The sequence below is a fragment of the Enterobacter cloacae complex sp. HYC003_NIDB genome, assembly GCF_056673375.1.
Window position 1 is genome coordinate 1,377,833 of sequence record NZ_CP114220.1, and the last position, 15,086, is coordinate 1,392,918.

General features: G+C 56.8%; 11 protein-coding genes. 5 read left to right on the plus strand and 6 right to left on the minus strand.

Going from position 1 to position 15,086, the window contains the following annotated elements; genetic code table 11:
• Window positions 1-152: 152 nt before the first annotated feature.
• A complete protein-coding gene (locus O1722_RS06555; RefSeq protein WP_033487437.1) occupies window positions 153-2,393 on the plus strand; it encodes an EAL domain-containing protein in 2,241 nt (746 codons plus the stop codon).
• 4 nt (window positions 2,394-2,397) lie between these two features.
• Here O1722_RS06555 and ppx read toward each other — a convergent pair whose 3' ends face one another.
• From ppx to purM, 4 genes are all read right to left on the minus strand, one after another.
• Window positions 2,398-3,936 (minus strand): exopolyphosphatase, encoded by a 1,539-nt coding sequence (gene ppx / locus O1722_RS06560; protein WP_032671813.1) that lies wholly within the window; start codon window positions 3,934-3,936, stop codon window positions 2,398-2,400.
• 3 nt (window positions 3,937-3,939) lie between these two features.
• Complete coding sequence (ppk1, locus tag O1722_RS06565) at window positions 3,940-6,000, minus strand: polyphosphate kinase 1 (protein WP_032669402.1); 2,061 nt, start codon at window positions 5,998-6,000, stop codon at window positions 3,940-3,942.
• 228 nt (window positions 6,001-6,228) lie between these two features.
• Window positions 6,229-6,870 (minus strand): phosphoribosylglycinamide formyltransferase, encoded by a 642-nt coding sequence (purN, locus tag O1722_RS06570; RefSeq protein ID WP_006811493.1) that lies wholly within the window; start codon window positions 6,868-6,870, stop codon window positions 6,229-6,231.
• Entirely contained in the window at window positions 6,867-7,904 is a 1,038-nt protein-coding gene (purM, locus tag O1722_RS06575) for a phosphoribosylformylglycinamidine cyclo-ligase (RefSeq protein WP_017383509.1), read from the minus strand. Before purM ends, purN begins: the two co-directional genes overlap by 4 nt.
• A gap of 266 nt (window positions 7,905-8,170) precedes the next feature.
• On the opposite strand from purM, the gene O1722_RS06580 reads away from it, so the two are divergent.
• From O1722_RS06580 to O1722_RS06595, 4 genes are all read left to right on the plus strand, one after another.
• Window positions 8,171-9,601, plus strand: a complete 1,431-nt coding sequence (locus tag O1722_RS06580) for a 6-phospho-beta-glucosidase (RefSeq protein ID WP_015572190.1) — start codon at window positions 8,171-8,173, stop codon at window positions 9,599-9,601.
• A gap of 226 nt (window positions 9,602-9,827) precedes the next feature.
• Window positions 9,828-10,454 (plus strand): uracil phosphoribosyltransferase, encoded by a 627-nt coding sequence (gene upp, locus O1722_RS06585; protein WP_003860560.1) that lies wholly within the window; start codon window positions 9,828-9,830, stop codon window positions 10,452-10,454.
• Between the two features lie 82 nt (window positions 10,455-10,536).
• A complete protein-coding gene (gene uraA / locus O1722_RS06590; RefSeq protein WP_003860558.1) occupies window positions 10,537-11,826 on the plus strand; it encodes a uracil permease in 1,290 nt (429 codons plus the stop codon).
• A gap of 96 nt (window positions 11,827-11,922) precedes the next feature.
• A complete protein-coding gene (locus O1722_RS06595; RefSeq protein ID WP_166792068.1) occupies window positions 11,923-12,624 on the plus strand; it encodes a DnaA inactivator Hda in 702 nt (233 codons plus the stop codon).
• 85 nt (window positions 12,625-12,709) lie between these two features.
• On the opposite strand, the gene O1722_RS06600 is transcribed toward O1722_RS06595, so the two are convergent.
• Window positions 12,710-14,128, minus strand: a complete 1,419-nt coding sequence (locus tag O1722_RS06600; protein WP_058686663.1) for a leucyl aminopeptidase family protein — start codon at window positions 14,126-14,128, stop codon at window positions 12,710-12,712.
• Window positions 14,128-15,084 carry a glycosylasparaginase gene (locus O1722_RS06605; protein WP_017383506.1) on the minus strand — a complete coding sequence of 319 codons (957 nt, stop codon included), beginning with the start codon at window positions 15,082-15,084 and terminating at the stop codon, window positions 14,128-14,130. The genes O1722_RS06600 and O1722_RS06605 overlap by 1 nt, the downstream gene beginning before the upstream one ends.
• Window positions 15,085-15,086: the final 2 nt, after the last annotated feature.

The window sequence follows — 15,086 nt, forward strand, 5'->3', positions numbered from 1 at the left end:
ATTAATTTGATTTAGGTCAACCGCATCCCGTCGTTGCTATTTAAAATCCCTCCTCCACTGTGCTTGCCAGGAATTTCCAGGCAACGTGTACGTCAGGTTGGATGCCTGTCTTCATTTACCCTCTGGAGCGCAAGGGTTGTAAACGAGCATCTATGAATATTCACCACATCCTGAAGCAAAATAAAGACCGCTGGTGGGCACTTCCTCTTATTTTACCCGTCGTGTTACTCCCGGTGCTTAGTGTGGCTAATACCTTAACGCAGTTGGGCGACGGTATCGTTGCGCTCTATTATCTCCCGCTCTCCTTTTTGCTGACGCTGATGTTATTCTTTGGCCTGGAAGCCCTCCCCGGGGTGGTGGTGTCGCTGTTTTTACGTTATTACCCCTCCGTTGGGTTATTTGAAGCCATGGCCGGCATTCTGCATTTTATCGTTCCTCTGGTGCTCAGCTGGGGCGGTTATCGCGTATTTGCGCCCCGGCGCAATATGACCGCTTACGGTGACATACGCCTGATGGGGCAGCGTATTTTCTGGCAGGTGTTTTGCCCGGCAACGCTATTTCTGCTGCTGTTTCAGTTTGCGGTCTATCTCGGCGTCTATGAGAGCCGCCAGAGCCTCGCAGGACTGAATCCCCTCAATATTCGGACCCTTATTAACTATCAGGGGCTGCTGGTGAGCGGGCTGACGGGCGTGCCGCTAAGCTACCTGCTGATCCGTCTGATACGTCATCCGCGCTATATCAAGGGACTGGTGTCCCAGCTCCGCGCGCAAATAGACAAAAAGGTGACGGCCTTTGAGTTTGTGGTGTGGTTTATAGCCCTGGGCGGGTTGCTGGTCATGCTGCTGCTGCCTATGAATGCAAACAGTTCCATTTTCAGTACCAACTACACCTTGTCCCTGCTGATGCCCGTTATGCTCTGGGGGGCGATGCGCTTTGGCTACAAGCTGATGTCACTCATCTGGACGCCGGTCCTGCTGGTGTCGATTCACTTTTTTTATCACTACATTCCGGTGCAAGAGGGGTATGGCATTCAGCTGGCGATCACCTCATCCAGCTATCTGGTCTTTTCCTTCGTTGTGACGTACATGTCGATGCTGGCGACACGTCAGCGGGCCATCAATATTCGCTCCCGCAGTCAGGCTTTTCTCGATCCGGTGGTGCATATGCCCAACCTGCGGGCGCTGTCGCGCGAGCTGGCCAGTCATCCGTGGTCAGCGCTCTGTTTACTGCGCGTGCCCGAGCTGGAGGTGCTGGGACGCAATTACGGCGTGATGCTGCGGATCCAGTATAAACAGCAGCTGGCGCAATGGATAAACGGCACCCTTCAGCCCAATGAGCGAGTCTATCACCTCACCGGGTATGACATGGCGGTGCGTCTGGAGGCGGAGTCGCATCAACAGCGCATTGAAACGCTGGACGAGCATATCAAGCAGTTTGTTTTTATCTGGGATGGTATGCCGGTACAGCCTCAGGTCGGCGTGAGCTATTGCTATGTACGCTCACCCGTCAATCATCTCTATCTGGTGCTGGGGGAACTGGGTATCGTGGCCGATCTCTCCCTTTCTACCAACCACCCGGAAAATCTTCAGCAGCGCGGGGCTGTTCATTTGCAGCGTAGCCTGAAAGATAAGGTCGCGATGATGAGTCGTTTGCAGGCCACGCTGGAGCAGGACGCTTTTACCCTGCTGGTTCAGCCTGTTCGCGGGCTGCGCGGTGATTGTTATCACGAGGTGCTGCTGCGAATGCGTGATGATAACGGGGCGCTGATCTTTCCCGAGCAGTTCCTGCCCATTGCACAGGAGTTTGGTTTATCGTCGCGTGTTGATTTATGGGTACTGGAGCATACGTTGAGTTTTCTGGCACAGCACCGCCAGCGTTTGCCGGGCCAGCGCTTTGCGATCAACCTCGCACCTTCTACCGCCTACAGGGCGCAGTTCCCGCTTGAAGTGAGCCGCCTGTTAGCCAAATACGCCGTTGAAGCGTGGCAGCTGATCTTTGAAGTGACCGAAAGCAGCGCCTTTGGTCATGCGGATCTGGCGGCGTCGACCCTCAGGAAATTACAAAAAATGGGCATCCGGATCGCCATTGATGATTTTGGCACGGGCTACGCCAGCTATGCGCGGTTAAAAAGCGTGGACGCAGACATTCTCAAAATCGACGGCGGCTTTATTCGCAATATTGTCAGCAACAGCCTGGATTACCAGATTGTGGCTTCCATTTGCCATCTGGCCCGGATGAAGAAAATGCTGGTGGTGGCGGAATATGTGGAAACGGAAGAGATACGTAGCGCGGTGCACGCGCTAGGTATCGATTATGTGCAGGGCTATTTGATTGGGTTGCCGGCTGAGCTTGATACGTTGCTCAACACGCAGCCTTCTCAGGAGACCGCCTGAGCCGTTACGCTGCCGCCTCAGAACTCTCTTCTTCAATCTTCAACAGCCAGCCGGTGACCGCTTCCCAGTACTGCTGCTCTTTTTCCAGATCCAGCAGCACCAGCGCGTTCTGGCTAAACCAGTCGTTCGGGAAGCTCAGCGTCCAGTGATAGTCATCCGTTTTTAGCTTCAGCGTCGGCGGCGTGGTGGTTGCCTGTCGCTGATTATTGAGCAACACGCCCAGGCGCAACAGCTGAATGAGCGGCAGGAACTGCTTTTTCTTAAATAACGTAAAGCGCGGCAGATCGTCGAGCTTGATGGCTTTGCGGTGATAGCGCACCAGCGTCGCCATCATGGTTTGCTGCTCCTGGTTGAAACCAGGCAGATCGCTGTTTTGCAGAATATAGGCTGAATGGCGATGCATTCCGCTGTGGTTAATGTTCAGCCCCACCTCGTGCAACATGGCGGCCCATTTCAACAGCGCGGCCAGCTGCGGATGCGCCAGCTTCGGATTCTGCTCCTCCCACTGCTCGTACATCTGAACCGTGGTTTCGAGCACCCGTTTCGCCTGTTCGCGGTCGATGTTGTACTGGTTTGCCAGGCTCTGCGCGGTGCGGCTGCGAATATCCTGATGACGGAAACGGCCTTCCATCTCATACAGCACGCCTTCACGCAGGGCGCCGTCAGAGAGGCGCAGCTCTTTAATCGCCAGCGCGTCAAACACGCCGCAGAGGATCGCCAGCCCCGGTACGAACACGGCTTTACGTTCGTCGGACAGACCCGGCAAACTCAGGGCGTCGAAGCTCTTATGCTTAAGCACCTCTTCGGTGAGTTTCACCAGGCGCTCAGGCGTAATAAACCCGTCTTTTTCACCCATTGCCAGCAGCACTTCATGGGCCGCTTTAATCGAACCCGATGCGCCCAGCGCCACGTTCCAGCCCTGAATACGGTATTGCCAGGCCAGATTTTCCAGTTTTTGTACGGCGGCCATGCGCGCGCGCTGGAAGTTTTCGCGGGTGATGACGCCGCCCGGGAAATACATCTGCGCGAAGCTGACGCAGCCCATACGGCGGCTTTCCACCAGACGCGGCTCGAAATCTTCGCCAATCACCAGTTCCGTGGAACCACCGCCGATATCAATCACCAGCTTGCGGCCTTTTTCCGGCTGCGTATGCTCCACGCCCATAAAAATCAGGCGCGCTTCTTCGTTACCGGAGATGATCTCAATCGGGTAGGGGATAACCTTTTCCGCGCGCTTAAGAAACTCCGGCGCGTTCAGCGCCTGGCGTAGCGTATGCGTCCCGACGATGCAGACGCTGGACGGCGAAAAGCCTTGCAAACGTTCTGCGAACAGCGACAGACAGTTCAGCCCGCGCTCCATGGCCTCTTCGCTCAGCATGTTACGCGCGTCGAGTCCATCGGCCAGATGCACACGCTGCTTCAGACGACCGATGATCTGCATCGCGCCATCCACCTCGCGGGCGATGACCATATGGAAACTGTTTGAGCCAAGATCGACCGCGGCGAACTCCTGCGGGCGTGGGGTATTATCGTTTATTGGCATAGGTTAATCGGATTGCTCAAGTGATTTAATGTAATCGTAAATCGCCAGCTGCGAGCGCACTTTACGGCGATTGCCGCGCGGTACATAGCGATTACTGAGTTCTTTGTCGATATAACGTGCTTTCACCGTATCGCTGAACAGGATCTCGATAATGTCCAGGATACGCTGCTTAAGGCGAGGATCCAGCAGCGGTGCCGCCACTTCAATACGGTAATCAATGTTACGCGTCATCCAGTCGGCGGACGAGAGGTATACGCGCTTATCACCGGCGTTATCGAAAATATAGACGCGATCGTGTTCAAGATAGCGATCCACAATGCTGATCACGCGGATATTGTCGCTGATGCCTTCCAGTTCCGGAATGAGCGAGCACATGCCGCGAATGAGCAGATTTACCGGAACGCCGGAGCTGGAGGCCGCGTACAGGCGGTCCACCAGCCCTTTGTCCACCAGATTGTTGAGCTTCAGCGTGATGCCGGACGACAAGCCGTTCTGCGCATTGGCAATCTCTTTATCGATCATATCGTACAGCAGGCGCCGTGAGTTCTGCGGTGACACCAGCAGATAATCGAAGCTCACCGGGCGGTACGGGTTCTCAATGAAGTTGAACACCCGACGCACTTCGTTGGTGATGCGGGCATCGGCAGTCAGCAGCGAATAGTCGGTGTAGATTCTCGCGGTTTTCTCGTTAAAGTTCCCGGTACCGATATGGGCGTAGCGCACCACGTCCTCGCCCTCTTTACGGGAGATCAGGAACAGCTTGGCGTGAATTTTCAGCCCTGGCGCGGAGAAGATGACGTGTACGCCCGCTTCCGTCAGTCGGCGCGCCCAGTGGATGTTGGCCTCCTCGTCGAAGCGAGCCTGGAGCTCAACCACCACGGTCACTTTCTTGCCGTTGTGCGCCGCGTGGATCATCGCATCGATGATACGGGAATCTTTCGCCACGCGATAAATGTTTATTTTGATCGCCAGCACGTTCGGATCGAACGAGGCCTGACGCAGCAATTCCAGCACGTGTTCAAAGGTGTGATACGGATAGTAGAGCAGCACATCCCGTTCGCGGATGGCGTCGAACCCGTTGCGGAACTTATCGAACCAGATATGGCGCAGGCGCGGCAGCGGTTTGTTCACCAGATTGGCCTTGCCGACGTTCGGGAAGCCAATGAAATCTTTAAAGTTGTGGTAACGCCCACCGGGGATAATGGAGTCGTAGCGGGAGATGGTCAGCTTATCGCGCAGCATCTCCACCATCGCGTCCGGCATATCGCGTTGATAGACAAACCGCACCGGCTCCGCCGTCAGGCGCTGCTTGAGGCTGGAAGACATCAGCTCCATCATGCTGGCCTCCATCTCATGCACCAGATCGTACTCGGCGTCACGGGTCATCTTCATCGAGTAGGCGTTGAGCGCGTCGTAATCGAAGAAGCCTTTGAAGATATCGTCCAGGCAGTAGCGCAGGATGTTATCCAGCAGGATCATCGGCTTACGCCGGCGCGGGGTTTCCGGCGGCAGGTTTACAAAGCGTGGGACTTTATCAGACGGTATTTCCAGCAACGCGTAGTTAATGGTCTCACCACGAATGATTTCTACCGCCAGATAGGTGTAATCATCTTTCAGGAACTGCACCAGATCGGTTTCACGGTTGATCAGAATCGGGGTAATGTGCTGGCGCAGATAATGTTTGAAATAGTGGCGCAGCCAGTTTTGCTGATTCGCGGAGAGCTGGCGTTCGTTGATCAGGAAGATTTGGTTGCGTGCCATTTCCAGCAGCAGCTCGTTATAGAGGCCATCAAATTCCTGATCGGCTTTCATGACGCGAGACTGGATTTTTCCAAGCAGATGCCGCGAGTGGGAGTTTAAGCCCTGTTCTTCGCTGATGATGATTCGGCGTTTCAGTTCGGCGAAGCGAACCTTGTAGAACTCATCCAGATTGTTGGAATAGATGCCTAAAAAACGCATACGTTCAATCAGCGGGTTGCTTTTATCGGCCGCTTCCTGAAGTACACGTTCGTTGAATGCTAACCAGCTTAGCTCTTTCTCGATGTATAACTTTTCCTGACCCATTACAGCTCACACTCCAGTTCAATCACAGGACGTGGTAAATCCGTCTCGTCCTTATTATGGCGAGCATTTCCACGATATGTCCAACAGTGCCAGAAAAGTATGACAGTTATTTTTTTGTTGGGGAATTTAGAGGGTTGGGGGAGGGGGTGTCGGGTGGCGCTGCGCTTACCACGACCTACGGGACCGTAGGCCCGTGCAAGCGAAGCGCCGCCGGGCAATTCAAACAGACTACTCTTCAGCCGCATAACCCTGCGGGGGCAACTTCACGCCGTCCAGCCAGGCTGCGCCGTTGCGCATCTCCAGACGTCCATCGACAAACCAGCTTACCACCAGCGGATAAATGGCGTGTTCCTGCGTCTGCACACGTTCGGTCACGTCGTCTTCGTTGTCGCCGTCAAAGACCGGTACTTTTGCCTGCAAAATGACCGGACCGCCGTCCAGCTCGTCGGTGACGAAATGCACGGAGGTACCATGCTCCTCATCGCCGTTCTCCAGCACCTGACGATGGGTGTGCAGACCGGGGTATTTTGGCAGCAGGGAAGGGTGGATATTGAGCAGTCGTCCGGCGTAGTGTGCAACAAAAGCCGGGCTCAGGATGCGCATGTAGCCTGCCAGCACCACCACGTCAGGTGCGTAGGCGTCAATCTCCTGCACCAGCTCACGGTCAAAGGCTTCACGCCCGGCGAACTGGCTGGCTTCCAGCGCGTGCGCAGGAATGTTCGCTTCCCGCGCGCGCTCAAGGCCGAATGCATCGGCCTTGTTGCTGAATACTGCCCGAATGGTGCCATTGATTTTCTTCTGTTTGCAGGCGTCTATGATTGCCTGCAAATTGCTTCCGTTGCCGGAAATGAGCACCACGATGTTTTTCATTCAATGACCACACGCTGTTCGGAATCGGAAGCTTTAATCGTACCGATTTTCCACGCGTTTTCACCTTTTTCTGTCAGCAGCTTAACCGCTTTATCCGCTTCGCTGGCGGGCAGGGCGATAACCATGCCCACGCCGCAGTTAAAGGTGCGGTACATTTCGTGAGAGCTCACGTTGCCTGCGGTTTGCAGCCAGTTGAAGACGGACGGCCACTGCCATGAGGATGCGTCGATCACCGCCTGGGTATTGTCCGGCAGCACGCGCGGAATGTTTTCCCAGAAGCCGCCGCCGGTGAGGTGAGCGATGGCGTGCACGTCAACGTTCTCAATCAGCTCCAGCACGTTTTTCACGTAGATGCGGGTCGGGGCCAGCAGGTGATCGGCCAGCGGTTTGCCGTCCAGCTCGGTGGTCAGCGGGTCGCAACCGCTCACTTCGAGGATTTTACGCACCAGAGAGTAGCCGTTGGAGTGCGGACCGCTGGAGGCCAGCGCAACCAGCACATCGCCGTCAGCCACTTTGCTGCCGTCGATAATTTCTGATTTTTCTACCACGCCGACGCAGAAGCCTGCGACGTCATAATCTTCACCGTGATACATGCCAGGCATTTCCGCGGTTTCACCGCCGACCAGCGCACAGCCGGATTGCAGGCAGCCTTCGGCGATACCGTTAATGACGCTGGCTGCGGTATCCACGTCCAGCTTGCCGGTCGCGTAGTAATCGAGGAAGAACAGCGGCTCGGCGCCCTGTACCACCAGGTCGTTGACGCACATCGCCACCAGATCGATACCAATCGTATCGTGACGCTTAAGATCCATCGCCAGGCGCAGTTTTGTACCGACACCATCCGTACCCGAGACCAGCACAGGTTCACGATATTTTTGCGGCAGCGCGCACAGTGCGCCGAATCCACCCAGGCCACCCATCACTTCCGGGCGGCGGGTTTTTTTCACCACACCTTTGATTCGGTCAACCAGCGCATTACCTGCGTCAATATCAACACCGGCATCTTTGTAGCTGAGAGAAGTTTTGTTGGTCACGGCTTAAATCCCCACGCGATTGCATAGCTAGTAAGAAAAATCGGCGCAATTCTAACAGTCCAGGCAAACGTTTGCGAGCCTATTCTCGGCGCGAGGATCTTTTTTTCTGTGCGGGCTGTCTAGGGCAACAAACTTGACTCTGTTCACGAAAATGAAACCGGTTTCGGCGATCTGCTTGCAACGGCTATCCCCTTTGCACATCATCAAACTGAAACCGGTTTCTGTAACTGTTTTTGCAGAAAATAACGCAGAATGAGGGATAGCGAATGTCAGGATTTAAAGCAGGTTTTCTGTGGGGTGGGGCCGTTGCGGCGCACCAGCTCGAAGGCGGCTGGAAAGAGGGCGGCAAGGGCGTGAGCGTTGCCGATGTCATGACGGCAGGCGCCCACGGGGTACCGCGTGAAATCACCAACGGCGTGCTGGAGGGGAAAAATTACCCAAACCACGAAGCCATCGACTTTTATCACCGCTATAAAGAAGACATCAAACTCTTTGCCGAGATGGGGTTCAAATGCTTCCGCACCTCCATCGCCTGGACGCGTATCTTCCCGAAAGGCGACGAGCTGGAGCCGAACGAAGCGGGACTCAAATTCTATGACGATCTTTTTGACGAGTGCCTGAAGCACGGCATCGAGCCGGTGATCACGCTTTCCCACTTCGAGATGCCTTTCCACCTGGTGACGGAATACGGCGGCTGGCGCAACCGTAAGCTGATCGACTTCTTTGTTCGCTTCGCGAAGGTCGTTTTTGAGCGCTACCAGCATAAAGTGAAGTACTGGATGACCTTTAACGAGATCAACAACCAGGCCAACTTCCACGAAGACTTTGCGCCGTTTACCAACTCCGGGCTGAAATATGCGCCGGGAGAAGATCGCGAGCCGGTGATGTTCCAGGCGGCGCACTATGAGCTGGTGGCCAGTGCTCTGGCGGTGAAGGCGGGGCGCGAGATCAACCCGTCACTGCAAATCGGCTGCATGATTGCCATGTGCCCCATCTATCCGCTGACCTGTGCCCCGGACGATATGATGATGGCGATGAACGCCATGCATCGTCGCTACTGGTTCACCGACGTTCACGTGCGCGGCAAGTATCCGCAGCATCTGCTCAACTACTTTGAACGTCGCGGCTTCGCGCTGGATATCACCGAAGAAGATAAAGTGGCGCTGACGCAGGGCTGCGTGGATTACATCGGGTTCAGCTACTACATGTCTTTTGCTACCAAGGCGACGGCGGACAACCCGCAGCTGGACTACGACGAGAGCAAGAGCCTGGTCTCTAACCCGTACGTGCAGAAATCGGACTGGGGCTGGCAGATTGACCCGGTGGGGCTTCGCTACTCCCTCAACTGGTTCTGGGATCACTACCAACTGCCGCTGTTTATTGTTGAGAACGGCTTTGGCGCGATCGACGTGCAGGAAAGCGACGGCACGGTGAACGACCAGTACCGCATCGACTACCTTTCCGCACACATCCGCGAGATGAAAAAAGCGGTGGTGGAGGATGGCGTAGATCTGATGGGCTATACCCCGTGGGGCTGTATCGACCTGGTCTCTGCCGGCACAGGCGAGATGAAAAAACGCTACGGCTTTATCTTTGTCGATAAAGATAACGAAGGTAACGGCACGCTGAACCGCAGCAAGAAGAAATCGTTCGACTGGTATAAGCAGGTGATTGCCAGCAACGGCGATAACCTGTAATTGTCGGGTGGCGCTAACGCTTACCCGACCTACACTACACGTAGGCCCGCGTAAGCGCAGCGCCACCGGGCTGAACCCGCACCCAAGCCGGAGCTTCGCCTCCGGTTTTTTTGTCTCTAAATCACTTTGCTTGATATACGTCAAGCAAGATGGGTATGGCGCAATCCGAAAAAAGCGGTATAATCCCGCGATTTTTTTGCGGATGCCACCTCAGAGGAGAAAGAGAATGAAGATTGTGGAAGTGAAACACCCACTCGTTAAACACAAGTTGGGCCTGATGCGTGAGCATGACATCAGCACGAAGCGTTTTCGCGAACTGGCTTCTGAAGTGGGTAGCCTGCTGACCTACGAAGCGACCTCTGATCTGGAAACGGAAAAAGTGACCATCGAAGGCTGGAACGGTCCGGTACAGGTTGAGCAGATCAAAGGTAAAAAAATTACCGTGGTGCCAATCCTGCGTGCGGGTCTGGGCATGATGGAAGGCGTGCTGGAGCACGTCCCAAGCGCGCGTATCAGCGTGGTGGGTATCTACCGTAACGAAGAGACGCTTGAGCCGGTCCCGTACTTCCAGAAGCTGGTCTCTAACATCGACGAGCGTATGGCGCTGGTGGTTGACCCGATGCTGGCGACCGGCGGTTCGATGATCGCCACCATCGACCTGCTGAAAAAAGCGGGATGCAGCAGCATCAAAGTGCTGGTGCTGGTTGCGGCGCCGGAAGGTATCGCGGCGCTGGAAAAAGCGCACCCGGACGTTGAACTCTATACCGCGTCTGTCGACCAGGGACTGAACGAGCACGGGTACATCATCCCGGGGCTCGGCGATGCCGGCGATAAGATTTTTGGTACTAAATAATCGAATAACGATAAAGAAGCCGACTTTGATAGTCGGCTTTTTTTTGAATAAAAACCAACAATGACACTCAGAGGAAAACACTATGACGCGCCGTGCTATCGGGGTGAGTGAAAGACCGCCGCTTTTACAGACAATCCCGCTTAGTTTGCAGCACCTGTTCGCCATGTTTGGCGCAACAGTGCTGGTGCCAATCCTGTTTCACATTAACCCGGCTACCGTGCTGCTGTTTAACGGCATCGGTACGCTACTTTACCTCTTCATCTGTAAAGGCAAAATCCCGGCCTATCTCGGGTCGAGCTTCGCGTTTATCTCCCCGGTTCTGCTGTTGCTGCCGCTGGGTTATGAGGTCGCGCTGGGCGGCTTTATCATGTGCGGCGTGCTGTTCTGCCTGGTCTCCTTCATTGTGAAGAAGGCCGGTACCGGCTGGCTGGACGTGATGTTCCCGCCTGCGGCAATGGGGGCCATCGTTGCCGTCATCGGCCTGGAGCTGGCGGGCGTGGCGGCGAACATGGCCGGGCTGCTGCCTGCGGACGGTCAGTCACCGGATTCCAAAACCATTATTATTTCGCTGGTGACGCTGGGCGTGACGGTATTCGGTTCCGTCCTGTTCCGCGGCTTTATGGCGATTATCCCGATCCTGATCGGCGTGCTGGCGGGTTACGCGCTCTCCTTCGTGATGGGCGTTGTGGATACCACCCCGATTGCCGAGGCGCACTGGTTCGCGCTGCCAACCTTCTACACCCCGCGCTTTGAATGGTTCGCCATTTTCACCATTCTGCCTGCCGCGCTGGTGGTGATTGCTGAGCACGTCGGCCACCTGGTGGTGACGGCGAACATCGTGAAGCGCGACCTGATCCGCGATCCGGGCCTGCACCGCTCCATGTTTGCGAACGGCTTCTCGACCATTATCTCCGGTTTCTTCGGCTCCACGCCAAACACGACTTACGGTGAGAATATCGGCGTAATGGCGATCACCCGCGTCTACAGCACCTGGGTTATCGGCGGCGCGGCGATCATCGCCATTCTGCTCTCCTGCGTTGGTAAACTGGCGGCGGCGATCCAGATTATCCCGGTTCCGGTGATGGGCGGCGTTTCTCTGCTGCTGTACGGGGTGATCGGTGCCTCCGGTATTCGCGTGCTGATTGAATCCAAAGTGGATTACAGCAAGGCGCAGAACCTGATCCTCACTTCCGTTATCCTGATTATCGGCGTGAGCGGCGCGAAGGTGCACATCGGCGCGGCAGAGCTGAAGGGGATGGCGCTGGCGACCATCGTCGGCGTCGGCCTGAGCCTGATTTTCAAGCTGATCTCGGTGATCCGCCCGGAAGAGGTAGTGCTGGACGCGGACGACAGCGAAAAAGCGCCACATTGATCGTCATGCCGGGCGAAGGATCGCCCGGTTCTCTCCTTGCAGGTTCCGTGTTAAACTCCATTCCGATTTTATGTAAGATCTCTGGTTGAGGTATTTCTGAACGGACCGGCACAGCTCTCTCTGCCACTTTATCTCCCTGACGACGAAACTTTCGCGAGTTTCTGGCCGGGTGATAACCCCTCTTTACTGGCTGCACTGCAAAACGTGCTGCGCCAGGAACACAGCGGATACATCTATATCTGGTCACGCGAAGGCGCGGGACGCAGCCACCTGCTGCATGCCGCCTGTGCGGAGCTTTCGGCGCGCGGTGACGCGGTAGGCTATGTGCCGCTGGATAAACGCACCTGGTTTGTGCCTGAGGTGCTGGAGGGCATGGAACATCTCTCCCTGGTCTGCATCGATAATATCGAATGCGTGGCGGGGGACGAACCGTGGGAAATGGCGATCTTTAACCTCTACAACCGCATTCTGGAGTCGGGCAAAACCCGGCTGCTGATCACCGGCGATCGTCCGCCGCGTCAGCTCAATCTGGGGCTGCCGGATCTGGCGTCTCGTCTGGACTGGGGGCAAATCTACAAGCTGCAACCGCTGTCGGATGAAGACAAACTCCAGGCACTTCAGCTGCGCGCTAAGCAGCGTGGGTTTGAGCTGCCGGAGGACGTGGGTCGGTTCCTGCTTAAACGCCTGGACAGGGAAATGCGCACGCTCTTTGATACGCTCGATCAGCTCGATCGCGCCTCCATCACCGCCCAGCGCAAGCTGACCATTCCGTTTGTGAAAGATATTCTCAAGCTCTAGTTTTGCCGGGTGGCGGCTGCGCCTTACCCGGCCTACGAAAACCCGTCATACCTTGTAGGCCGGGTAAGGCGCAGCCGCCACCCGGCTAAAGATCCCCCAACAAGTGCTCCACCAGCAGAGGAATCGGCCTTCCCGACGCCACGCTTCGTCCGCTTTCACGCCACAGCGCCGTCCCGCTGATATCCAGATGCGCCCACGGAATGGTCGGGGGGCAGAAGTGGTGCAGCAGCCACGCCGCCGACGCGCTGATCGCCGCGTTGTTGGTCGGCGTGTTGCACAGATCGGCAATCGCGCTGTCGGTTTGCTTTCTCAGCCGCGCATCCAGCGGCAGGGACCACACCTCGTCGCCGCTCCGTTTGCCCGCGAGCGTCAGTGCCTGACGCAACGGCTCATCCTGGGTCATCAGCCCGCTCAGCTCATACCCCAGCGCTTTCACCACCGCTCCGGTTAAGGTCGCCATATCGATGATATAGTGCGCCTGCGGATGGCGCTGACTCGCCCAGGCGATAGCGTCTGCCAGCACCAGCCGGCCCTCGGCATCGGTATTGTTGATTTCAACGGTGGTGCCGTTGCAGGCCATCGCCACCGTGCCGGGCTGCATGGCGTCGGGGCCGATGGCGTTTTCCGCCAGCGCCAGCACGCCCATGATGCGCACGGGTAATTTCAGCTCCGCAACGGTCAGCATCAGCCCGAGCACGTTAGCCGCGCCGCACATGTCATATTTCATGGTGTACATGCCCGCGCCTTTCTTCAGCCACAGGCCGCCGGTGTCAAAGGTAATGCCTTTTCCCACGTAGCAGCGCACCGGGCCATCAGACACGCCGTTATAGTGAATAGCCAGCAGACGCGGTGGGCAGGTCGCCCCTTTGCCAACGGCGTGCAGTAGCCCCAGCCCCTGCTCAACAATTTGCTTTTCATCCAACACCTCGCAGCGCAGGGCAGGGCTGGCGGCACACAGTTTTTGCGCCTCTTCCACCACAAACTGCGGCGTGCAGCGGTCGGACGGCATATCCGCCAGACGTCGCGCCGCAACCATGCCGAGCGCAATGGCCTGCTGCTGGCGGAAGGTCGTCTCCAGCTTCGCCTGCTGTTCCGGCAAGCAGAGGGCAGTGATGCAGGTAAGACGCAGCGCTTCGTCCGTCTTCTTCAGCTTCAGGTCACTGAGCCTGTGCGCCTGATTAAAGAGAAAACGCAGTACCTGCGCCAGCACCACATCGTCAATATCCGTCACGTCCAGCACGAGTTCGGCGCTGGCGGGGGCGGCAAGCAGCGGTCGCAGAGCGGTTAGCAACCCTTCGGTCAGGGCGTCATGCCAGAGCGCATCCGGCAAAAGGGTGATGCGGGCAAACGGCGCGCAGCCAAAGCGCGCGTCCGCGACGGTGCTCTGCTGGCGCATTTCAGCGACAAGAGCGCTTTCCGGTAACAGGGAACTGTCAGCGCGCGCAATCAAATGGCTTTGCGGCTTCGCGTCTGAAAGCGCGTTGATAAACTGGTATGTGATCATCATGACTCCTCAATCGGTGCGCGGATCCGCGCGGCATAGGCCTGCATCCACTCCTCATCTACCGCGTGATAGTGCGTTTTCTCCCGCAGGCGTTCAGTACGGAAAACGGTGAGGGGCTGGCGAGCCGTCGCCACCACAAACGAGAAGGTTTTGATGTTGGTCGCGGCGCCAAATTCTCCTTTGCTGTTCATGCACACCACGGAGAGATCGCCCGCGCGGCCAAAGCGCGACATCAGCTTGTCTTCCAGTTCGAACACCACCGAATCCGCCGCCTGCTGCGGCGTCATCCCTTGCGCCATCCGGCGAACGATTTCGTAGCTGGTACAGCCCTTCATCAGATCTTCACCGACGCCCGTGGCGGTGGCCGCGCCGGTTTCGCTGTCGCAGTAAAAGCCGGAGCCGATGATGGGTGAGTCACCGAGGCGGCCGCGTTTTTTCATAAACAGGCCGCTGGTGGAGGTGGCGACGCTCATCGAGCCCTGTTTATCGAGGCCGATGATGCCGACGGTGTCATGTCCGTCGTAGGGGCTTAACCCCTTGTCCAGCGTTTCGCGGCAGCGCTTACGGTAGTGTTGCATGGCGCGATCCGTGAGCATGGTTTTGTCGGCAAAGCCCTGGCTCAGCGCCCATTCGCGCGCGCCCTGGCCGACCAGCAGGCTGTTATAGCGCTGGCGGCTGAGTGCGTGCGCCACGCGCACCGGGTTGGCGATATCCACCAGATTGCCCACGGCGCCGAACGCCAGCGTGTCGCCGTCCATATAGGCCGCGTCCAGCTCCACCTCGCCGTTCTCGGTCGGCAGCCCGCCGTAGCCGACGGATTTATAAAACGGAAAGTCCTCCACGGCGGCGACGGCATCGACTACCGCCGGAGCGACAGGTTTGCCCGCAGCCAGCGCAGACGCAGATTCCGTTACCCCTTCAAGCGCCATTCGCCAGGTTGCGATAATTCCCCACATGC

Bases quoted from the DNA above. Each gene is read 5' to 3' on its own strand.
- O1722_RS06605 (WP_017383506.1), bottom strand. From the start codon at position 15,084: ATGTGGGGAATTATCGCAACCTGGCGAATGGCGCTTGAAGGGGTAACG.
- purN (WP_006811493.1), bottom strand. From the start codon at position 6,870: ATGAAAAACATCGTGGTGCTCATTTCCGGCAACGGAAGCAATTTGCAG.
- ppx (WP_032671813.1), bottom strand. From the start codon at position 3,936: ATGCCAATAAACGATAATACCCCACGCCCGCAGGAGTTCGCCGCGGTC.
- uraA (WP_003860558.1), top strand. From the start codon at position 10,537: ATGACGCGCCGTGCTATCGGGGTGAGTGAAAGACCGCCGCTTTTACAG.
- O1722_RS06600 (WP_058686663.1), bottom strand. From the start codon at position 14,128: ATGATCACATACCAGTTTATCAACGCGCTTTCAGACGCGAAGCCGCAA.
- O1722_RS06580 (WP_015572190.1), top strand. From the start codon at position 8,171: ATGTCAGGATTTAAAGCAGGTTTTCTGTGGGGTGGGGCCGTTGCGGCG.
- upp (WP_003860560.1), top strand. From the start codon at position 9,828: ATGAAGATTGTGGAAGTGAAACACCCACTCGTTAAACACAAGTTGGGC.
- ppk1 (WP_032669402.1), bottom strand. From the start codon at position 6,000: ATGGGTCAGGAAAAGTTATACATCGAGAAAGAGCTAAGCTGGTTAGCA.
- O1722_RS06555 (WP_033487437.1), top strand. From the start codon at position 153: ATGAATATTCACCACATCCTGAAGCAAAATAAAGACCGCTGGTGGGCA.